We start from the raw sequence: 19,912 nt of genomic DNA, 5'->3' as shown, positions 1-19,912 counted from the left end.
AGCAAGGGATTGGCGAAACTTTTTTCATCCATCACTCAAATGTATTTAATACAGTTGAAGCAAGGGCGTCGATAAAAAGCGGATGGGTATCCGGCATCTGCGGGCGATGATAGATGCCACCCAATGATTCAACAAGTGTTCGACATTCACGATCATTATCAAACAGCACCTCTAAGTGTTCAGCAACAAAACCAATCGGACAAAAGATAAAGTGCTTAAAGTGCTCCTCTTGCTGAAATAATGTTCGAATCTGATTCAGTACATCCGGGCCCAGCCAAGGGTCACCTGTTTTTCCCGCACTTTGCCAGGCTTGCGTATAATGGAGGAGATTTGCCTGGTCGGCGATCTTTTCTGCTGTTTCGCGAATTTGATCCGGGTAGGGGTCACCATTTTTTAAAATCTTCTTTGGGAGACTGTGTGCTGTAAACAGAACAACGGTCTGATCCCGCTCTTCTTCGGGGATCTTTGCTAGCTGATCTTTAACTGAACGTACCCAGAAATCAATAAAATGAGGCTGATCATACCAGCTCTTAATCGATGTCATTGTGAATTCACCGATCTCTTCAGCCTTCTTCTGTGCACGATCCGTGTACGCTTGCACGCTGAATCTGGAGTAGTGCGGTGCCAAAGCTATTGATACAGCGTGATCAATGCCATCATCATGCATTTGTTGAACCGCATCTTCGATCAACGGATGTATATACTTTAAACCAAGATACGCTTTGAACGTGTATACAGATTGCTGTTCATTCAAGCGCTTTTCGAGTGCATTTGCTTGTGCCTGCGTCAATTCAGCAAGTGGTGATGTCCCACCGATCGCCTCATAACGACGTGCAAGATCAGCAATTTGTTCGTCACTTGGTCGATGTCCGTGACGAATTGCCGTATAATAGGGAACAATATCTTCCTTCTTGTACGGTGTTCCATACGCCATGACCAATAACCCAATTTTTTTCTGATTCATCGTTTTCAACCCTTTCCAACATCATGCTGTTTTTCTATGTAATGGACCTATTTACTCAATCAAACATCCTCTATTCTAGTACTTTTACGAACAAATGACGAGAAACTGGCATCAAAACCGCTTTCTACTTTCTGGCAAACACAATACCTGTGTCTAGGCAAAAAGCGCCCGGTCCCTAATCTTCAGCCATGTGTGATGGGGGCGTGTCTTTTCGGTGCTGAATCGTCGCTTCGGTTACTCGCTTGCCGCGGGCAGCCCGGTACTTTACCAGCTTCTTATAATTTTGAGAACCAGTTAATTTCGACCGACGGAGACGCTTTACCGCTTTGATTCGTCTGTGGATTATAAGGCACCACATAGTACGTCTCATTGCTCATAGGATTAACGAAATCAATTCGATAATGGGTTTGCCCTTTGACCTCGCCTTTGAGCGAACGCCGTCCATCTTTTTCTGCGTAGATCCGGTAAACAATTCGTTTATCCGTATTCCCCTCCCAATTAAGCTGAAGAGCAGGCAATGCATATTTTCCAAGTACACCCTTCGCACGCAGGCGCGAGACCGAGGCGATCCGAATCGGCTCGTCAAGATCCGTAACGCCGTCAGGTTTGCTGAAACTCAGCTTTTGTTCGCCGGGCATGCTGTTGATGACCGTCTTAAACAGCCGAACCGCATCATTGCTGGAGCCGGTCAGATATTGGTTTTTATTCGTCTGGTCGTAACCGATCCATACAGAGCCGACCGCATCAGGCGTATAGCCGACAAACCACGCATCGCGCAGTCCATTTTTCGAATATGCCGTGGATCCTGTTTTACCGGCAATCTCCGCTGGACTGTACCCTGAACGACCGGTTCCGTCTCTCATGACGGCCTGCAGCATCCGCGTCATATACCAAGCAGTTTGTTTCGAAAAAACCTTTTTCGTTTGCGGATGTGCCTCGCCAATCTTTTTGCCTTGATGATCATAAATCGCTGAGATAAAATACGGTTTCGACTGAGATCCGTTATTGCTGAATGTCGTGTAGGCGGTCGTCATTTGCAGCGGCGTGACGCCCTTGCTCAGCCCGCCGAGTGCTATCGCCAGCCCATGGTCTGATAGATTAATCCCCATTTTTGTTAAATAGCTTTTACTTTTCGCAATACCAATCTGATTGAGCAGCCAAACCGCCGGTGCATTTTGTGATACGGTAATCGCATCGTACATCGTCATTGTGCCTGTATATTGGCCGTTGTAATTCGTTGGCGTATAGTTTCCATAGCTGACCTTCTTGTCTTGAAGCATCGAATAGGGCTGATACTTGCCCGAATCAAGTGCCGGTCCGTAGACAGCCAGCGGTTTAAAGGCAGAACCGGGCTGCCGTTTATCATTGACGCGGTTATAGCTTCCGCGGACATAATTTCGCCCGCCTTGAACCGCGAGCATGGCACCATTTTTATTCATCAAGGTGAATGCGCCTTCCGGTGATTGATTGGGATTGCTGCCTTGAAAATACACATTATTTTTGAATGCATTATAGGATGCCGATTGCGCTTCTCGGTTCATGGGCACAACAATTTTATAACCGCCGCGAATGAGATCCTCAGAAGAAATATGATACGTTTTCTCGGCCTCTTGCTTCACAAGATCCATGTAGGAATCATACTCCGGATGGGTTTGAATTTTATGGACATTCAGCCCAAGCGTCTTTCCTTTGAGACGCACCGTCTGTTCTGCGGATAAATAGCCGTTCTTCTCAAGCAGCGAAAGGACAAGATTTCGGCGGACAAGTGCTTTTTGCGGATGCAAAATCGGCGAGTAGCCGTTAGGTCCCTTCTGCATCGCTGCAAGCAGCGCTCCTTCGTCTTCTGTCAAATCACCAACATCTTTATTAAAGAAAAATTTTGACGCCATCTGAATGCCGTAAACGCCATGACCAAAATACACCTGGTTTAAATACATTTCCAAGATCTGTTTCTTACTATATTTTCGTTCGAGACTGATCGCAATGGTTGCCTCTTTGAATTTTCGAAACCATGTTTTCTCGTTCGAGAGATAGGCATTTCTAGCCAATTGCTGTGTGATGGTACTTGCTCCCTCGGCTTTGTTGCCAGCAACAATGTCTGTAACCAGCGCACGCATCACGCCGCGTAAATCGATACCCGAATGCTGATAAAAGCGCAGATCTTCGGTCACGATAAACGCATTCTGAACCGGTTTGGGAATCTTATTTAATGAAACCGGTTCACGGTTCTCAGCATAAAGTCGGGAAAGCTCATGACCTTGTTCATCCACAACGACAGAAGTCCTGCTCATCACCAATTTCTCATCATCCGTATAATGATTGCCGATCAGAAGAACAACAAAATAGACAAGCAGCCCGACGATTGCTGCGCCGATAATGAAATAAGCTGCCTGGAACAACCGTTTGTACAGCTTTCCTCTGTCCATTTGTCCTCCACCTTTCTAAACACTTCGATACATACATAGTCTTTGCAATATCTCTATACACATTAGCAAAAAAAGAAAAATCCGTCCTGTTTTACGAAAATTTTTGACAGGATTCCCCGAATGAGAGGGTTCAAAGCACGGATTAAATAAAAATAAATGGGTATGTATGTTTATACGTCCGACTGACACCGCTTCATGCCTCTTAAACATAAAAATCTCCCGGCACATGAACACATGCTCGGGAGATTGAATCATTAATTTGTCTAACCGAATAAAATTAGCTCTGCAACTGTTCATCAACACTGCTTTTCGTGCGAAGCGCACTATGCTTATAGCTATAGGCAAAGTATACGATCAGTCCCAGTACGAACCAGACAACAAAACGGATCCACGTTGCCGGCTGAAGCCCGGAAATCAGATAGCCGCATGAAAGAATACCGAGAATCGGTGTAACCGGAAAGAATGGAGCCTTGAACGAACGCTCGAGATCTTTGCGTTTGTAACGGAGCACAATTGTACCGGCGCAGACAATGATAAAAGCAACCAGTGTCCCGATGCTCACCAGCTCAGAGACAATGCCGATTGGGAAAAGTCCTGCGGTCAATGCGCAGACCGTTGCCACAATTGTCGTTGAAACGGCAGGCGTTTGATGTTTTTGGCTGACACCGCCAAGCACCTTAGGGATCAGACCATCTCTTGCCATCGCGAAGAAGATACGTGACTGGCCGAACATCAACACAAGGCATACCGATGTAATCCCGCAGATTGCGCCAACCGAAATAAGCGCAGCACCCCAATGAATACCAATCAAATCAAGCGCGTAAGCAACCGGTGCATTGTGTCCTGCCGGCGTTTTGTAGGCTGTATATTTTACAATTCCCGTTAAGATTGCGGAAACAGCAATATAAAGAACCGTACAAATCAAAAGTGAGGCTATAATTCCTCTTGGCATATCTCTCTGCGGATTGCGCGTCTCTTCAGCAGCCGTTGACACTGCATCAAATCCGATATAAGAGAAGAATACAACGGCGGCACCGGAGATAACTCCATTGAATCCGTATGGCATAAACGGTGTCCAGTTGCTTGGTTTGACATGCCATACAGCTAAGACAATGAACAACAGCACAACCGCAACTTTAATAATAACAATCACGCCGTTAACGCCTGACGTATTGCGGACACCACTAATCAGCAGCCAAGCAATCAAAGCAATGATCAGCATTGCCGGAACATTAATGACCCCGCCCTCAAACGGTGAGGATGTGATTGCCTTCGGCAGAACAATTCCGATATTATTAAGAAGGTTGACCACATAGCCTGACCAGCCGATCGCAACGGTCGCAATACCAACTGCATATTCCAAAATCAAATCCCAGCCAATAATCCAACCCCAAATTTCACCTAGACCGGCGTAGCCGTATGTATAAGCACTACCGGCGACAGGAATCATCGAAGCAAATTCTGCATAGCAAAGTGCTGCGAAGCAGCAAGCGAGTCCGGCAAAAACAAATGAGAGGACCAAAGCCGGGCCTGAGAGATCCGCGGCCGCAACACCGGTTAAAACAAAAATACCGGTACCGATAATACAGCCGATACCAAGCATTGTCAGATCAAGCGGTCCCAATGCTTTTTTAAGTCCGGATTTCCCTTTGGTCTCTGCAATGAGACTGGAAACGGGCTTCGTTCTGAATACATTCACTGAAAACATCCCCTTTTCCATATATAAAAATAATTTCAAATACGATTATAACTCTAATGTAAGAAAATGTGACCTAAAAGGTATAACTTTTCTCCATTTTAATCGATTTTTTATTTAAGAAACCCTTTTCCGGTCATTATTCAATGATTATTTCGTTGCATCCGGATGTATTTGTTACGTTTTTTCCCGTTCCAATTACTTAAAGCGTAATTTTCTATTTTGGGGTTGACCCTATTTTCCTTGAGCAGTATAATCTGTAACGTACTCTTTATGGGGCATTAGCTCAGCTGGGAGAGCGTTGCCTTCGCATGGCAGAGGTCAGGGGTTCGATCCCCCTATGCTCCATCAAAAATAAGCATAATATTGTTGCAGTACTTACTCTTCATGTGTCTCGAGATTACTGCACAAAGAAGCCGCCGATTATCAATTAAATCGGCGGCCTTTTGATTCATGTTTATTTTCGTTTATTTCTTGCCTTTCGTTTGCTGACCCGTTTCTTGATTCTTCTGCGTTCTTCTTTCCACCAATAGTGCTCCTCAGGATTATCCAAAATATTCTTGATTTCTTTCTCGCCAACAACTGCCGGTGCGGAACCTCTCAGTGCTTTACCAGATGTATTGTGGACAAAGAACGTCATGACAATGAGTCCGATCACGCAAGCAGCAATCATGTAATAAGCAGGCATCATCGTGTCGTTGGTGGCGTGTGTCAGCCAAGCCAAGACCATCGGCGTCGTACCGCCGAAGAGTGAAACAGAAATATTATACGTAATCGCCAGTCCCCCGTATCTTACCGATGTGAAGAACAGAGATGGAAGCAAAGAAGGTACCGTGCCTTCAAAACAGGACAGGAAAACCGCAAGGACAAGCAGTCCCGTAAAGACGAGTATACTGTTTCCGCTTCCGATCATGAAAAAGGCTGGTATTGATGCAAGAATCAAGCCGACTAGTCCAATCTGAACCACCCGTTTATTTCCAATTCGATCACTGAAATGCCCCATTAAAACGACAATTGGGATCATGATAAACATGACAATCAAGATCAAAAGAAGCCCTTCGGTTTCTCCATAACCGAGTACGGCACTTAAATGGGACGGCATATAGGAAAGCAACAGATACTCGACAAGATTGAAGAAGCATACGATAACCGCACAGGCAATCAGCGGCCGTAAATGATACAGAAAGATCTCCTTAACCGATACCTGTTTTTCTTCTTTCTGGTGTTTCTTCTTCATGGCTTGGAAAGCCGGAGTTTCTTCAAGATGTTCCCGCAAATAGAAGCCAACCATGCCAATTGGTGCGGCAATGAGAAAAGGAATGCGCCAGCCCCATGACAGCATCGCTTCGCTGCTTAAAAAATAAGTGAGCAGCGTCACAACACCGGATCCGGCGATGTAGCCGCTGAGCGTGCCGACTTCCAAACTACTAGTCATGACTCCGCGTTTTTTATCCGGCGTCGACTCGGCAAGAAAGGTCATTGCTCCGGAATATTCACCGCCGGTTGAGAACCCTTGAACCAAACGCGCAGCAAGCAATAGTAGCGCGGCTGTCGGACCAATCGCAGCATAAGAAGGGATTAAACCAATACTTAACGTCGAGAGCGCCATCATGATTAGCGTTACCGTTAATACCTTTTTTCGGCCATACCGATCGCCCATCATACCAAAAACCAAACCGCCGATCGGACGCGCGATAAAGGCAATCGAAAAGGTTGCAAATGTATAAATTAATTGTACAGAATTACTCATTTCCGGGAAAAAGACTTTGCCTAAAGTCACTGCCAGATAAGAGTAGATCCCGAAATCAAACCACTCCATCGCATTGCCAACGCTTGTGGCAATCACCGCTTTGCGCGCTGTTTTTAAATCAATGACCGTAATGTCATCTTTTTTTACAGTTTCATTTTCTTTTCTTTTCATGTTCCTGTCTCCTTCAGTCATTTGTTCGTTTTCGATGAATATGCGTTTTTTACATACGCTGCATCGAAAACCTCATTCCCCCTTATTTATTAAATTTCCCGTTTTTGCAAATTCACACACAAACCGGGTATGGATTTTTAAGGTTAACAATGATTTCTGTGCCTGTCAAATTTTTCTTATCTTTTGCATGGGGTTAAAACGCTGTTTTTATGCGGCTTTTAAGCTTTTTTATGAGCAAACAACGCCAACAGGCAACGTGTCAAATAAATAGAAAAAGCAGAAAGTCATCCTTCTGCTTTTGTGAATTCAATCGGTTTATTTCATTTTCAGCATACTAAAGATTTTTTGAATACCAAACCCAATAATACTATACACGATCAGGGCAAATAATGCGGAAAGGTCGAGGATATGTTCTTTATAAACGATCGGATGAAAAATGCCTTGAAACGGATTAAGGATCGGTTCACTTAAGCTGTTCAGAAAATTAACAAACGGCGTCGGATTTGCTCCAAAAAATTTAAGCAAAAGATATAAAGCAATGACAACTTGGACAAAAGTCAGCAAAATGCTGATCAGTTTAGGAAACATCCCTGTTTTATTACGTTTCACACGCCCTCTATCCTTTCGTGCAATCAGTTAGAACTCGTCTTCTTCGTGAATCTCTGTTTTTATGTTAAGCGATAAAGCGTTGATCGTCAAACCTGCGCGTCGCAGAAGTCGCGTCAATACGTCGGCTAGAATCTTATATAAGAAAAATTGGGCAAAGCCCAGTCCTCATTTTCGCAGGATGCGATGGCTTTCGCGTTACCTACAGGACATATGCGCGCTTAGCGAAAGTTCCTTTAGGAAAGTTCCTTCATACATGTGTGATGGACTCGTGTCTTAACAGTGCTGAATCACCGCTTCGGTTACTCGCTGGCACGCATCAACTAAGCGCGATCCCGCAGGCGCCACAGTACCTCCGCTTTGATTCTCGGCCAAGACACTGGGCTATTGATTTGAAGACGGGGTAAAATCACATACTTTCTTTACCTGCAAAAAAAGTTTCGCCGTCAAACGGCGAAACTTTTTTATATCGTATTTAAGCATTTTAAATCAATGATTCAGACGTGCTTCGAGCGATGCCTTCTCTGATTCATAGCCCGGTTTGCCAAGAAGAGCGAACATGTTCTTCTTATACGCTTCAACACCCGGTTGGTTGAAGGGGTTGACGCCGAGCAAATAACCGCTGACAGCCACTGCTTTTTCGAAGAAATAAATCAGATAGCCAAAGTGATAAGCCGTCAATTCAGGAATCGAGACCACCAGTTGCGGCACTTGACCGTCCGTATGAGCAAGACGAACGCCTTCAGCTGCTTTCTTATTTACGTAGTCCATCGTTTTATCCGCCAAGAAATTCAAGTTGTCCAAGTTTTCCTTTTCCGCCTTAATGGTTACATTCTTTCTTGGTTCGTCAACAAGCACTGCCGTTTCGAACATCACGCGTCGGCCTTCTTGAACGAACTGGCCGAGCGAGTGAAGATCAGTACTGAAATCCGCAGATGATGGATACAGACCCTTGAAGTCCTTGCCTTCACTTTCGCCAAATAGCTGCTTCCACCATTCTGAGAAGTAGTGCAGATGCGGTTCGAAGTTAACCAGCATTTCAACCGTTTTGCCCTTGTTGTACAGAATATTGCGGACAGCTGCATACTGATAGGCTTGGTTCTTACTCAGTTCCGGTTCGCTGAAATCATTTTGTGCATCGCGCGCACCGGTCATAAGTTCATCAATATCAATGCCTGAGGCAGCAATCGGAAGTAGCCCGACAGCCGTCAAGACAGAGAAGCGTCCGCCCACATCGTCTGGAATGACAAACGATTCATAACCTTCTTTATCGGCAAGTGTTTTTAGAGCACCTTTGGCCTTATCGGTCGTTGCATAAATTCTTTGTTTCGCTTCTTCTTTTCCGTATTTGTTTTCTAGGAATTCGCGGAAAACACGGAATGCGATCGCCGGTTCGGTCGTTGTTCCCGATTTCGAGATCACATTGACCGACACGTCCTTGTCCTTTAGAACATCGAACAGCTCGTTAAGGTACGTTGCGCTGATGCTGTTCCCTGCGAAAAAAACTTGAGGTACTTTACGTTCCTCTTTAGGCAGCACATTGAAAAAAGAATGGTTCAATGTTTCAATAGCAGCCCGTGCTCCCAAATAAGAACCGCCAATACCGATAACAACCAGAACGTCTGAATCCGATTTAATTTTTTCAGCTGCTTTCTTAATTCTCGAAAATTCTTCTTTATCATATGCAGTCGGCAAGTCAAGCCAGCCCAAAAAATCGTTGCCTGCGCCCGTTTGTTCATGAATTGCTTTATGGGCAGCAGAAACTTGTGACGTCATATAGTCCACTTCATGCTGTGCAAAAAAGGAAAGCGCATTACTGTAATCAAAAGCAACTTTCTTGCTCATCTCATCGGCCTCCATTATTCATTATCATTCCTTCTTAACTGTACAAGATCGCGGGCGCAAATTCAAGTCATCATGGATGAATATCCCTCTATCTGCAAACGATTTCACAATGTGATCATATTTTGTAATCTTTCGCCCCAATCACGATTTAAATGAATAGTTTTGCCAGAAAAAGACATGATAGGGATGCACGCACATAAAAGGAGGAACGGTTATGAGCGGTTTGCAGAAAACATGTCTCGTCTTGCTTATTATCGGAGGAATTAACTGGGGGCTGATCGGCTTCTTTCGCTTTGATCTTGTCGCCGCCATTTTCGGAGGTGCAGGATCCGCTCTCTCACGTCTTATTTACGGTATTGTCGGACTCTGTGCCTTGTATTGCCTAACAATCCTGTTTCGCCCAAGCGAAAGTGTGGAACACGAACGTGAAACACAAACACGTTAAATGGTGCAGGCCCATAAAAAGGATCTCAACCGATCATGGCTGAGATCCTTTTTATTTTCTACTTTTATGCTTGAAAAGCAGGTTCAGGGTGAACCGTCACCGTTTTCTCAATGAAAATCTGATGCCAGAGCATGAACATCAGTATTGTCCAAATTTTTCGGCTGTTGTCAGCTTTGCCGCTGCAATGATCATCCAGCAGTTTCAGCGCATAAGATTTATTAATCAATGCATCAGTATTACTTTCATGAATCAAATTTACCGCCCAATCGTGCAGCTCATCCTTAAGCCAGATACGGATTGGAACCGGAAAGCCTAGTTTTTTTCGAAACAGAATCGAATCAGGTACAATGCCACGCATTGCTTCTCGGAAAGCATATTTCGTTGTTCCTTCTCCAGTCCTCAGGGCAGCAGGGAGGGTCCGTGCTGCTTCAAAGACATGTACATCCAAGAACGGGACACGAAGCTCCAGCGAATGGGCCATGGTCATGCGATCAGCAACCGTAAGAATATCGCCGCGCAGCCATGTCTTAAGATCAACCAGCTGCATCTGGTCCAATTTATTTTTAGAAGCTTGGCTATAAATTGGATCCGTTATCTTAGTAAACCGCGCTTGATCAGAGTACGTTTTGAGCACAAACTTCTTCTCTTCCTCATCAAAGATGAACGCATTACCGACGTAACGCTGCGAGAGCGGTGTCGTCCCACGGAGCAAATAGCTTCGTCCCCTCATTCCGACCGGCATCTGCCGTGCAATGGCGTGAAGTAAATTTTTGCCAAGTTTCGGTACCTTGTCAAACCAGTTTAAAGCAAGCGGCTCACGGTATATATTGTACCCGCCGAATAACTCGTCGGAACCTTCGCCCGATAAGACGACTTTCACTTGTTTTCTCGCTTCACGGGCAACAAAATAATTGGGTATTGCTGCTGGGTCTGCCACAGGATTATCCAAATGCCAGACAATCTTCGGTAATTCTTCCAAAACCATTTCCGGTGTGATCTCCAGAGAATTGTTCTGAACGCCTAGCTTATCTGCCGAGTCCTGAGCAATATCAATTTCGTTATATCCTTTGCTGGCAAAACCAACGGTAAATGTTTTGATTTGCTCATTATAACGTTTCGCTAATGCCACAATGGAAGTCGAATCAATGCCGCTGGACAAGAAGGCTCCGACCGGGACATCGCTTCTCATATGAATTTTCACTGAATTGATTAACGCGTCCTGTATCTTTTTCTTGGCATCCCCAAGTGTCTGTTCCACAGGGGCAAAGCTTGGTTCCCAAAACGCCTTCTTGGTCAACGGTTCACCATCTTTTTTGAGCAGATAATGCCCTGGTTCCAAGCACTTAATATCCGCAGCAAGCGTTTGCGGCTCTGGAACAAATTGGAAAGTCAGGTAATATTGCAGTGCTTCTTCAGCGACCGGATGCGTATTTTCACCAACAAGCATGCTCTTCATTTCAGAAGCAAAGAAGATACCCTCCTCTTTTTCCATATAATAGAAAGGTTTGATGCCGAAATGGTCGCGTGCAGCAAAAAGCGTCCGTTCCTCTTTGTCCCAAATAATGAAAGCAAACATCCCCCGCAACTCATTCACGCAGTCGATTCCACGATCTGCATAAAGCGCAACAATCACTTCAGTATCTGAGGTCGTCTCAAATTGAAAACCTTTTTTCTTTAATTGATTTCGCAGCTCAACGTAGTTATAAATTTCACCATTGAAAATGATGTAATAGCGTTCGTTTTCATAAGGCAGCGGCTGATGTCCACCCGCCAAATCGATGATGCTTAATCGGCGAAAGGCAAGTTGTACTTGGTCATCTGTATAGTAGCCTGCATCATCGGGACCACGGTGATTGATGATCTCTGCTCGCGCGGTCATTTTATTCTGTTTGTGATTCCCCGGTTGCAAACGATGATCGTTTGCAATATAGCCGCAAAATCCGCACATATCAATTCTCCCTTTCAAAGGAACGATAGAGTCACTATGCCGATCGGTTCGTATCTCTGCTTCATTCACTAAATTATTTCATCCTTGTTTTAGTTTATCATCAACACGAACAAAATCAACGTTATGTATGCGTTCCATCAACAATCATTTTCACCACTCTTTTTATAAATCATCCTTCTCATCCCTTTCTTCTCTTTCCGTAAAAAAGGTTTCAATCGGTTGGTTTAAAACGGTTGCCACCTTTGCAAGCATTTCCGCACTGATTTTGCTTCGCCCGCTTTCCAAGTAATAGTATCCATTAGCGCTCTGATAACCGATTTGCTGTGCCATCTCTCGTAAGGACATTTGCGATTCTCGTATCTTTTTCAGTTTCGTTAGATCCACAGTCAGCATAGGCTAACTCCCCCCAAACAGTTTCCTTATTGGTAATATTAATCAAAATTATAGCATTTTTGTCGCTAATATTCTTAATGATTTTTCCTATTTGGTAAATTAAGCCCATGTAAAATGAGAACATGATACTATTTTCTTGTTTATATACGCCGTGCAATGTATGTACAGGAGGAACCATTCGGAATGGAGAATACTCTCGGCAGCCGGATTCGCTTTTTGCGTGATGAGCAAGGCTTATCTCAGTTGGAAATGGCACGTCAACTAAATATTTCCAATGCACAGCTCAGCCGCTATGAATCGGGCGCAAGGAAACCGGATCCGGATATGATCGTGCGAATTGCCGATTACCTGAATGTTTCCACCGATTACCTGCTTGGTCGTACGCTCATGGTTAATGAGCCGGAATTAAGCTACACAACGCTTGAAGATCAAGTACTGTTGAAAAAAATAAAAAGTATATCTGGACTGGACCATTTGATCGACCAAATGGCTGAACAGCCGGAAAAAGCGGCAACATTGATCAAAATTTGGTCCGTTCTTCAATAATTAATAAGAAAAACCGGGCATAGCTCAGCAGCCCTTACTTCCGCAGGATGCGCCTTTCATTCATCAACGCTATGCTTGAACGACACTTCAGCTGCTCGCTGGCACGCTGTTCTCGCTGGCACGCTGTTCTCGCTGGCACGCTGTTCTCGCTGGCATCTCACGCTTACGTGTCTTGAACCGATTTGTTGATGAAATGACGCTAATTGTCGTGACAGAAAGGCAAAATCGCATACTATCTTTACCTGTAAAAAAGCTGTACGACTCTTTTTCATTCGAGGTACAGCTTTTTTATGCATTTTTAAATAGTGCATGATGCAAACAAACGCCTTTGATCAGCCGATCGGCTAATCAAAGGCGTTTGTTTTTGATTCCTTTTTTACAGGAGATTTAATTTGCCCTTCTTCAGAACGAGCGGGACTCCACCAAGCATCAGCAAATAACGGTCGTCAATCACTTTTTTCATTGCTGCGGCCGGCTTTCCGGTCAGTTTGTGATCAAATACAACGCCAATGGCCTGTTTTTCACCAAGTGAAGCAACCGTACCCTTCGGCTTATAAACAAAAGCCTCGGTCTTTTCGCCATGGAGAATATGTTTGATGTTCTTAGCCAGATTCTCAGCTTCTTGAATCGCAATCTGTGCTGTTGGCGGGTAAGGACGCTCAGCATTTTTCGGGAAAACCACGGCGACGTCACCGACGGCGAAGACATGATCATCCTCGGGATAACGAAGATCCTCAGTCACCTGAATCTTGCCGCGATTTGTTTCGAATCCGGAATCAGCAGGTATATGATTGGCTTTCACGCCTCCGGTCCATACCACCGTACCTGCTTGAATCTCTTCCAGTTCCTCGCTGTCTTTTTTCTGCACTTTAACACCTTCAGGGGTTGCTTCTTTGATAAAGGTACTCAGTTTAAATACAACGCCCTTGCTTTCTAAATAATTCTGCGCGTATTTTGCAAGTTCGCGATCAAATGGAGGCAGAACGAACGGCATGCCTTCAACATCGACAATTTTGACCTTGTTCGGATCAATATCGTATTCTTTGCACAGATCAGGAATTCGGTCCACAAGTTCACCGAGGAATTCAATACCGCTGAGTCCGGCGCCACCGACAACAATCGTCAGATCACTGTCCTTAGCATCCGGATCATTGTTGTAGCTTGCAAATTTATACTCAATATGTTCACGGATTTTGCGTGCTGTATTTACACTGCGAATTGCAAATGCATTTTCTGCCAATCCTTTAATGCCGAACGTATTTGATTCAAATCCAAGGGCAACGATTAGATAATCGTACGCGATCTCGCCGTTTTTTAGCGCAACTTTCTTGTTCTCCCGGTCAATGGATTCTACTGTGTCTTGTACAAATTTAACGCGTTTTGTGTTTATGACATTCTTAATCAACATTCTTGTACGGTCATGATGAATGGTTCCCGCTGCTGCTTCATGCAGCCAAGTTGTTTGGTAGTGATAATTGTGCTTGTTCACCAGTGTTATATCGGCATCCTCCGCTTTTAATTCCTTTTCGAGGCGTACGGCGGTCATCATGCCGCCGTATCCGGCACCAAGGATCACAATCTTAGGCTTGCTCATGGTATTCACTGCCACCTTTTTTATAGTATGAAAAAAAATAAAGCCTTTGTCTGATGAATGGACACATCATAGGCTTGATTGATCACGTGTTGATCCAAGCAGACAGAAAATTCTATGCAATAATTTGTTTTTCCTCATTAATAATATGTCTTTTTTGTTAACATTTCAAGGATAATTTGTGTCGAAATCAGGCGATTTATGTCTTTTATTAAAGAACAAGAAACGACCTTTAATGGGTGGATTAGATCAGAACAACCAAGAACATCTACGAAAAAACAAAAAACCATCTTCTCGTTTGATCGTTTCAAGAAGATGGTTTAGCGTCTATTTTACCGATGAAAAACGTAGTGAGCAATCAGCAGTCGCACTGCTTTGCAGGCTGTCCTTCGTTGTCTGCAGTCTTAAATGAATGACCGCAGCCGCATGAAGAAATTGCGTTTGGGTTGTCGATCGTGAATCCTCCGCCATCGAGATTTTGTTTAAAATCAATGGTAACACCATCGAGCATTGGTGCGCTGTTTTGATCAACAACGACGTTAAAGCCTTGTCCTTCAAAAGCGAGATCACCGTCAATCATTTTATCATCAAAACCCATGCCGTACGTCAGTCCGGAGCACCCACCACCGCCGACACCGACACGAAGGAACAGATCTTCTCCCGGTTCATTTGCCAACATTTCCCGAACACGAAAGCTTGCTGCATCGGTCAACGTAATATTCATTTCCTTCAGCTCCTTATGTGAGTTATTAACATTATATCCTGATGTGCGATGAATCACAATCAAAGACAATCAGAAATGGTTTTTTCGTTCATCTCCTACATTCAGATGAGTCAATGCTCATAAAAATACACACCGTCACAAATTGTCTTCGCCTCTCCGGTCATCAGCACATGATTGGTTGCGGATTGCCATTCAATCGTCAGATCGCCGCCGTCAAGATGAATCGTGATCGGTATATCCTTCCGTGCACGTTCTTCTAAGATCGCCGCTACCGCAGATGCACACGCGCCAGTGCCGCATGCTTGCGTAATTCCTGAGCCACGCTCCCAAACTCGATAGTTTAATTCATGGTCGGTCAATGGTTGAACAAAGCCGATATTGGCGCCGTTGGGAAAGAGCGGATCGGTGTCTGCGAGCCGTTTTCCAAGCGCATGAATCGGCGCTTCTTGAATATGGTCCACAAAGAACAGGGCATGCGGATTTCCCATTGAAACCGCCGTAAACCGATAGGTCTTATCCGCGATAGTCAAAGGCTCCTCAATGACCCGCTGCGCTTTCGGCGTTCCGGCAACCGGAATCCGCTCTCGCTCAAGGATCGGTTCACCCATATCAACCGTTACCGTGTCAACCATTCCATGTTCTGTATGCACGGTTGCCTGCTTATTGCCGGAGCGTGTCTCAATCAAAAATTGCTTGCTGCGCACCAAATGGTGATCATAAGCATATTTGGCAACGCAGCGAAGCCCGTTGCCGCAGTTCATCGCCTCAGAACCGTCTTTATTAAAGATGCGCATTTGCACATCGGCTGAGTCTGAAGGCAAAATGAGGATTAAACCGTCTGAACCGATCCCTTTATACGGATCCGATACACGGCGCGCCAGTTCGGGAAAAGAGGGAACTGCCAAATCCCGCGTGATTCCGTCCAGATAAATATAACAGTTGCCCAGCCCATGCATTTTCGTAAACGGTACATCTTGTCTCACAATTATCGCTCCATTTCTTCTGCTCAATCTTCGCTAACGCAGCACCTGTGTAGCCCAGATATAATCGCGATCCATTGTCTCAATCACGATTTTCTCATGGCAGCAGGGCATGACGAGATTGGTTTTTATTCCTTGGAATGCACGTGCTTCCGCCTCCTTTTTTAAAGAAAGCAAAACCGGTGATTCATGACAAAAGGGGCACTCTTCAAAATAAAGATCACTGGCCACTCGTTCATAGGGCCAGCTGTGATGAAAGTCAAGCATACGGCAATCTCCCCCATTTCATTTTGTTTCTTATGATCAGTATACAGCTCCTTACTCCGCGCTCCTTCCGCTATTGTCCAAGGGAGTCATCCCGTTCCGGATACAGAACTGCACAATCGGTTTTAAGGAAATAAATCCCTCACCGAGCACTTCATCCTCGTGTACGACCAATGGGTAAAAAAAGTCATCAGCAAGAATTTTTGTGCAGTACACGCGATCCTTCTCTGTTTCCGGCTGATAAATATCAATATAACGGACAAGCATTTTCTCTCTGAATTTGCGGCTTAAGGCGGATTCAAGCCATTCCGCCGTCGTCTTTGACGGAGGCGCTTGAACGCAGCTTGCACATACGGCTTCTGCACCATAAACGGTGAGCTCCACTCTGTTCACCTCTGACTTGTTGTTGAATTATAAATTAATATAGCAAATTCAGGCGCCGCCGTCACTGATTTGATTTCCATCTTTCGCATTCTCGACTGAAACATCCCGCAATGAATCGAATAAATAGATTTTCTGTTTCAAAAAAGATATAATGACCTTATCTGTGATAGTTAAGGAGTGAGTGTATGTATCAACAAGTCGAAGAAGTATTGGAGAAACTTCGTCCTTATTTGCTTCGCGACGGCGGAGATGTTGAACTACTCGAGGTTGAGGACGGCGTGGTACGCGTTCGGCTGCTCGGTGCATGCGGAAACTGCCCGAGCTCAACGCTCACATTGAAAGCCGGCATTGAACGGGCACTCATTGAAAATGTTCCCGGAATCAAAGAACTGGAACAAGTTTTTTAAAATAAAAATCATCCGCAAACAAAGGCCGCTCTTCATGAGCGGTCTTTGTTTCTCGTTATGGACGCATCAACCATTCCGGCGCGGATACGCGTCCTCCATAACGATCGATCACACCTTTTAAAACACGCTCACGCTCTTTTATTTTTTCTCCGCACCGGCGCAGCTGAAGCTCAAGCGTCCGCTGATCATCGCCTTGGTTGGCGAAATAACGTTCACAACATTCGATAAAAGCCAGCGGATAAAGCAGCCGCCCAACCATTTTCTCAATCACCGGTTCAGTGAGCGGAAAACGCGATTCATAAGCATCAAGAAAAGCATTTGCAGCCACATCTGCGTCACCAGCACTGCGCCAGGCAAAAAGACGCATTGCTTCGGCTAAATCCCTTGAACGGTCATCGATCACCCACTGTGAAGGATCTTCTGTCATTTCCTGTTCATCGATTGAATAGCGATAATGACCGACACACAACTGCTCCTGATTTGGATAATCAATGGCATCATCTGCATACATTTGCACAGCATTTTCAGCGCAACATGCAAAATAGGGAAATAGTTCGATGAATGTCCGCTCGAAAGAAGACGGGTCTTCTTCACTGCGGCATCGCTCATAGAAGCCTTGCAGTGCATCCAGTCGGCCCAACAATTCTCCTCTTGAAGCAGCTGGTGACTCCGGGAAGGCTTGCAGATTCGCACCGATTGTCCGGGCATGCAGTTCGCTCAGCAGCTCTGCTGACGAGCGGCGCTGCCAGCGCGGGTCAATCTCCAGTCGGCTCATTAAAACCCATGAACGCCCATTCATTTTCGTCTCGTAGCTGCCATAACGGTTAACCATTAAGCGCGACACCGGAAAATCGGCTTGTTCGGACAAAAAGTCTGCGACACGTGCTAATTGCTGTAAATTTTGATGGTAAAACCGGCTCAATGGTTGAAAATAAAGCTTGACTGTCGCGTTCAGATCATCCAAGTCATAGTAGTAAGCAGCAGTTTTTCGTACATCCGGCATCTCCACGTTCTGTGTCCCTCCAGTCGTTTTGCCAGCCATAATCCCTCTCTATTCATTTTATCGGTGAATCTGCCAACTATGCCTTCGCTTTTCTGTAGTCCCCGCAGGCATCTCACGCCCGCAGCTTTGCTGATCAGTCAAGACATTGTTTTTAAATAAAGGAAAAAAGAGGGTGTCTCAACAGTCAATTGACTGTTGAGACACCCTTAAAAAAACGTCTATTTTGAGGTTAAGCGCGAAGATGCGCGACTCCTGCGAAGCGTTCCCGTTGATCGCGAGCCAAAGCAGACCCCGCTGGCTTTACAGGATCAGCCGAGGAGACTCCTGGATCGTCCGCGGCCGCGCTCTGTTGATGCGAGCAATCGGAGCGCAGTATAAATCTAACCCCTTTTGGGACGCCCTCTCAGTTCATGCATCCAGTGGTGCTCAAGAAATGTTTCGTGCATGCGTTTAGTTGAATCTCCATTCACTCAGTGAATGCAGTGCGAAGGTCGGCTGCACCTCCTTCGTTTTAAGCGCTTCTGGCGTCGTTACACCGGTGTGTACCAGCAGCGTATCAATTCCCGCATGGATCCCTGCCAAAATGTCCGTATCATAGTTGTCGCCAATCATTATTGTATGTGCTTTTGACGCCCCAAGCTTCTCAAGCGCAAGATCAATAATGATCGGTTCCGGCTTTCCAATAAACGTCGGTTTTACCCCTGTAGAAACGCTGATAACCGAGGTTAATGCACCATTTCCAGGCACAAGACCGCGCTCATTTGGAAGCGCAACATCAGGATTGGTTGAAATGAATGTCGCGCCGGAACGGACCGCCAGACAAGCTTTTGCATATTTCTCGTACGTAATTTGCCGATCCATACCAAAGGCAACAAAATCTGGATGTTCCTCATCGTAGATAAGCCCTGCATGCTCTATCGCTTGTTTTAATCCTTGTTCGCCGATATAAAGGACTTTTGCATCTTTTTTTTGCGCTTTGATGTAGCTCGCTGTTGCCATGCTGGTCGTCAAAACATCATCAGGCGTGCAAGGAATACCGAATCCGCTTAATTGATCAGCAACGGTTTCTTTTGTCCGCGTTGAATTATTGGTGACAAACAAATAACGCAGCCCTTTTTCTTTTAGCGTTTTAACAAAGGTTACCGCTTCGGGAATTTCCTCTTTTCCCCAGTAAACGGTGCCATCCAAGTCCAGTAAAAATGTATCATAGCTTGTCACATCTCTGCCTCCCGTTTTCGTCCTATTTCTCCCCATAATAAAATCCATCAGGATCTAAATGCTCAGTCATTAATTTTTTAATTTTGTACACACTAACGAACAAGGTTCAATCGAACATCATTTTTTGTTCACTTTTTTAAGTACAAAATAGGCACAACCGAAACTGCAATATTCGACAATATAGTCGACAAGCGTGCTTATTTTTGTATCGAAGGTTGATTTGGAATTGTGGTTATCGTAAAAGCCGCGCAGTCTAAGCTGCTCGTAACCCCAATCACCCACAATATAGTCGAATTTACCTAAGATTTCACTGTATCTTTTTAAAAAGGCTTCCTCATTCCAGCCATTGCGGACATCTTCAATGACTTCATATGTATTGGAATCAACCGAGACAGTCGAACCGGTCAATGGGATAACCTCCCCTCTGATTAGTAAAGCGTATCGCCTGCCGGAGCAAGACAGAAACGGTGCTCTTTACGACGTACTACTTATTATAGCAGATCATGCGCTTATGGTGAAAAGTGCAAGAAACAAATGGATCAGAATAAATT

19 protein-coding genes and 1 tRNA gene are annotated in these 19,912 nt (G+C 44.9%); 4 read left to right on the top strand and 16 right to left on the bottom strand.

Annotated features, from left to right (window positions below):
- Positions 1-31 precede the first annotated feature (31 nt).
- The 3 genes from hemH to AA84_RS0103550 form a co-directional block, all read right to left on the bottom strand.
- Positions 32-964, bottom strand: a complete 933-nt coding sequence (gene hemH / locus AA84_RS0103560) for a ferrochelatase (RefSeq protein WP_028976055.1) — start codon at positions 962-964, stop codon at positions 32-34.
- 275 nt (positions 965-1,239) lie between these two features.
- Entirely contained in the window at positions 1,240-3,390 is a 2,151-nt protein-coding gene (locus AA84_RS0103555; protein WP_037562868.1) for a transglycosylase domain-containing protein, read from the bottom strand.
- A gap of 277 nt (positions 3,391-3,667) precedes the next feature.
- Positions 3,668-5,089 carry an amino acid permease gene (locus AA84_RS0103550; RefSeq protein ID WP_028976053.1) on the bottom strand — a complete coding sequence of 474 codons (1,422 nt, stop codon included), beginning with the start codon at positions 5,087-5,089 and terminating at the stop codon, positions 3,668-3,670.
- 272 nt (positions 5,090-5,361) lie between these two features.
- Between AA84_RS0103550 and AA84_RS0103545 the strand changes: the two genes are divergently transcribed.
- A tRNA-Ala gene (locus AA84_RS0103545) sits at positions 5,362-5,434 on the top strand.
- 109 nt (positions 5,435-5,543) lie between these two features.
- Here the strand turns inward: AA84_RS0103545 and AA84_RS0103540 are convergent.
- From AA84_RS0103540 to AA84_RS0103530, 3 genes are all read right to left on the bottom strand, one after another.
- Positions 5,544-7,007, bottom strand: a complete 1,464-nt coding sequence (locus AA84_RS0103540) for an MFS transporter (RefSeq protein WP_128166502.1) — start codon at positions 7,005-7,007, stop codon at positions 5,544-5,546.
- A 315-nt stretch (positions 7,008-7,322) separates the two neighbouring features.
- On the bottom strand, positions 7,323-7,616 hold the full coding sequence (locus AA84_RS0103535) for a YggT family protein (RefSeq protein ID WP_028976051.1): 294 nt from the start codon (positions 7,614-7,616) through the stop codon (positions 7,323-7,325).
- 486 nt (positions 7,617-8,102) lie between these two features.
- Positions 8,103-9,458, bottom strand: coding sequence for a glucose-6-phosphate isomerase (locus AA84_RS0103530; RefSeq protein WP_028976050.1), 1,356 nt, complete (start codon positions 9,456-9,458; stop codon positions 8,103-8,105).
- Positions 9,459-9,672: 214 nt separating this feature from the next.
- Here AA84_RS0103530 and AA84_RS0103525 point away from each other — a divergent pair, with 214 nt between their 5' ends.
- Positions 9,673-9,903: a DUF378 domain-containing protein gene (locus AA84_RS0103525; RefSeq protein ID WP_028976049.1), complete on the top strand. Its 231-nt coding sequence runs from the start codon at positions 9,673-9,675 to the stop codon at positions 9,901-9,903.
- A 64-nt stretch (positions 9,904-9,967) separates the two neighbouring features.
- On the opposite strand, the gene asnB is transcribed toward AA84_RS0103525, so the two are convergent.
- Together asnB and AA84_RS0103515 are read right to left on the bottom strand one after the other, a co-directional pair.
- The gene (asnB, locus tag AA84_RS0103520) at positions 9,968-11,851 is read right to left on the bottom strand and encodes an asparagine synthase (glutamine-hydrolyzing) (protein WP_028976048.1); all 1,884 of its coding nucleotides are present in this window, start codon (positions 11,849-11,851) and stop codon (positions 9,968-9,970) included.
- Between the two features lie 162 nt (positions 11,852-12,013).
- Positions 12,014-12,244, bottom strand: coding sequence for a helix-turn-helix domain-containing protein (locus tag AA84_RS0103515; protein ID WP_028976047.1), 231 nt, complete (start codon positions 12,242-12,244; stop codon positions 12,014-12,016).
- A 183-nt stretch (positions 12,245-12,427) separates the two neighbouring features.
- Between AA84_RS0103515 and AA84_RS0103510 the strand changes: the two genes are divergently transcribed.
- Positions 12,428-12,790 carry a helix-turn-helix domain-containing protein gene (locus tag AA84_RS0103510; protein WP_028976046.1) on the top strand — a complete coding sequence of 121 codons (363 nt, stop codon included), beginning with the start codon at positions 12,428-12,430 and terminating at the stop codon, positions 12,788-12,790.
- Between the two features lie 376 nt (positions 12,791-13,166).
- On the opposite strand, the gene AA84_RS0103505 is transcribed toward AA84_RS0103510, so the two are convergent.
- From AA84_RS0103505 to AA84_RS16990, 5 genes are all read right to left on the bottom strand, one after another.
- Positions 13,167-14,384 carry an NAD(P)/FAD-dependent oxidoreductase gene (locus tag AA84_RS0103505; protein WP_028976045.1) on the bottom strand — a complete coding sequence of 406 codons (1,218 nt, stop codon included), beginning with the start codon at positions 14,382-14,384 and terminating at the stop codon, positions 13,167-13,169.
- A gap of 355 nt (positions 14,385-14,739) precedes the next feature.
- The gene (locus AA84_RS0103500) at positions 14,740-15,105 is read right to left on the bottom strand and encodes a HesB/IscA family protein (RefSeq protein ID WP_037562865.1); all 366 of its coding nucleotides are present in this window, start codon (positions 15,103-15,105) and stop codon (positions 14,740-14,742) included.
- 110 nt (positions 15,106-15,215) lie between these two features.
- Positions 15,216-16,061, bottom strand: a complete 846-nt coding sequence (dapF, locus tag AA84_RS0103495; protein WP_037562881.1) for a diaminopimelate epimerase — start codon at positions 16,059-16,061, stop codon at positions 15,216-15,218.
- 60 nt (positions 16,062-16,121) lie between these two features.
- Entirely contained in the window at positions 16,122-16,352 is a 231-nt protein-coding gene (locus tag AA84_RS0103490) for a hypothetical protein (RefSeq protein ID WP_010025360.1), read from the bottom strand.
- Between the two features lie 51 nt (positions 16,353-16,403).
- Positions 16,404-16,733, bottom strand: coding sequence for a YuzD family protein (locus tag AA84_RS16990; protein ID WP_037562864.1), 330 nt, complete (start codon positions 16,731-16,733; stop codon positions 16,404-16,406).
- Positions 16,734-16,918: 185 nt separating this feature from the next.
- On the opposite strand from AA84_RS16990, the gene AA84_RS0103480 reads away from it, so the two are divergent.
- Positions 16,919-17,140, top strand: a complete 222-nt coding sequence (locus AA84_RS0103480; RefSeq protein WP_010025357.1) for a NifU family protein — start codon at positions 16,919-16,921, stop codon at positions 17,138-17,140.
- Between the two features lie 55 nt (positions 17,141-17,195).
- Here AA84_RS0103480 and AA84_RS0103475 read toward each other — a convergent pair whose 3' ends face one another.
- From AA84_RS0103475 to AA84_RS0103465, 3 genes are all read right to left on the bottom strand, one after another.
- A complete protein-coding gene (locus AA84_RS0103475) occupies positions 17,196-18,182 on the bottom strand; it encodes a protein kinase family protein (protein WP_128166500.1) in 987 nt (328 codons plus the stop codon).
- Between the two features lie 411 nt (positions 18,183-18,593).
- Positions 18,594-19,361, bottom strand: coding sequence for a TIGR01457 family HAD-type hydrolase (locus AA84_RS0103470; RefSeq protein ID WP_028976041.1), 768 nt, complete (start codon positions 19,359-19,361; stop codon positions 18,594-18,596).
- Positions 19,362-19,478: 117 nt separating this feature from the next.
- A complete protein-coding gene (locus AA84_RS0103465) occupies positions 19,479-19,769 on the bottom strand; it encodes a YutD family protein (RefSeq protein ID WP_028976040.1) in 291 nt (96 codons plus the stop codon).
- Positions 19,770-19,912 lie beyond the last annotated feature (143 nt).

It is taken from the genome of Sporolactobacillus terrae DSM 11697, assembly GCF_000648615.1.
Classification (GTDB): Bacteria; Bacillota; Bacilli; order Bacillales; family Sporolactobacillaceae; genus Sporolactobacillus; species Sporolactobacillus terrae.
This window is presented reverse-complemented; position numbering and strand designations above follow the sequence as displayed.

What these genes read in the sequence shown, in the direction of transcription:
- hemH (WP_028976055.1), bottom strand. Translation starts at nt 964, where the DNA reads ATGAATCAGAAAAAAATTGGGTTATTGGTCATGGCGTATGGAACACCG.
- AA84_RS0103555 (WP_037562868.1), bottom strand. Translation starts at nt 3,390, where the DNA reads ATGGACAGAGGAAAGCTGTACAAACGGTTGTTCCAGGCAGCTTATTTC.
- AA84_RS0103540 (WP_128166502.1), bottom strand. Translation starts at nt 7,007, where the DNA reads ATGAAAAGAAAAGAAAATGAAACTGTAAAAAAAGATGACATTACGGTC.
- AA84_RS0103530 (WP_028976050.1), bottom strand. Translation starts at nt 9,458, where the DNA reads ATGAGCAAGAAAGTTGCTTTTGATTACAGTAATGCGCTTTCCTTTTTT.
- AA84_RS0103525 (WP_028976049.1), top strand. Translation starts at nt 9,673, where the DNA reads ATGAGCGGTTTGCAGAAAACATGTCTCGTCTTGCTTATTATCGGAGGA.
- asnB (WP_028976048.1), bottom strand. Translation starts at nt 11,851, where the DNA reads ATGTGCGGATTTTGCGGCTATATTGCAAACGATCATCGTTTGCAACCG.
- AA84_RS0103515 (WP_028976047.1), bottom strand. Translation starts at nt 12,244, where the DNA reads ATGCTGACTGTGGATCTAACGAAACTGAAAAAGATACGAGAATCGCAA.
- AA84_RS0103510 (WP_028976046.1), top strand. Translation starts at nt 12,428, where the DNA reads ATGGAGAATACTCTCGGCAGCCGGATTCGCTTTTTGCGTGATGAGCAA.
- AA84_RS0103505 (WP_028976045.1), bottom strand. Translation starts at nt 14,384, where the DNA reads ATGAGCAAGCCTAAGATTGTGATCCTTGGTGCCGGATACGGCGGCATG.
- AA84_RS0103500 (WP_037562865.1), bottom strand. Translation starts at nt 15,105, where the DNA reads ATGAATATTACGTTGACCGATGCAGCAAGCTTTCGTGTTCGGGAAATG.
- dapF (WP_037562881.1), bottom strand. Translation starts at nt 16,061, where the DNA reads ATGCATGGGCTGGGCAACTGTTATATTTATCTGGACGGAATCACGCGG.
- AA84_RS0103490 (WP_010025360.1), bottom strand. Translation starts at nt 16,352, where the DNA reads ATGCTTGACTTTCATCACAGCTGGCCCTATGAACGAGTGGCCAGTGAT.
- AA84_RS0103480 (WP_010025357.1), top strand. Translation starts at nt 16,919, where the DNA reads ATGTATCAACAAGTCGAAGAAGTATTGGAGAAACTTCGTCCTTATTTG.
- AA84_RS0103475 (WP_128166500.1), bottom strand. Translation starts at nt 18,182, where the DNA reads ATGGCTGGCAAAACGACTGGAGGGACACAGAACGTGGAGATGCCGGAT.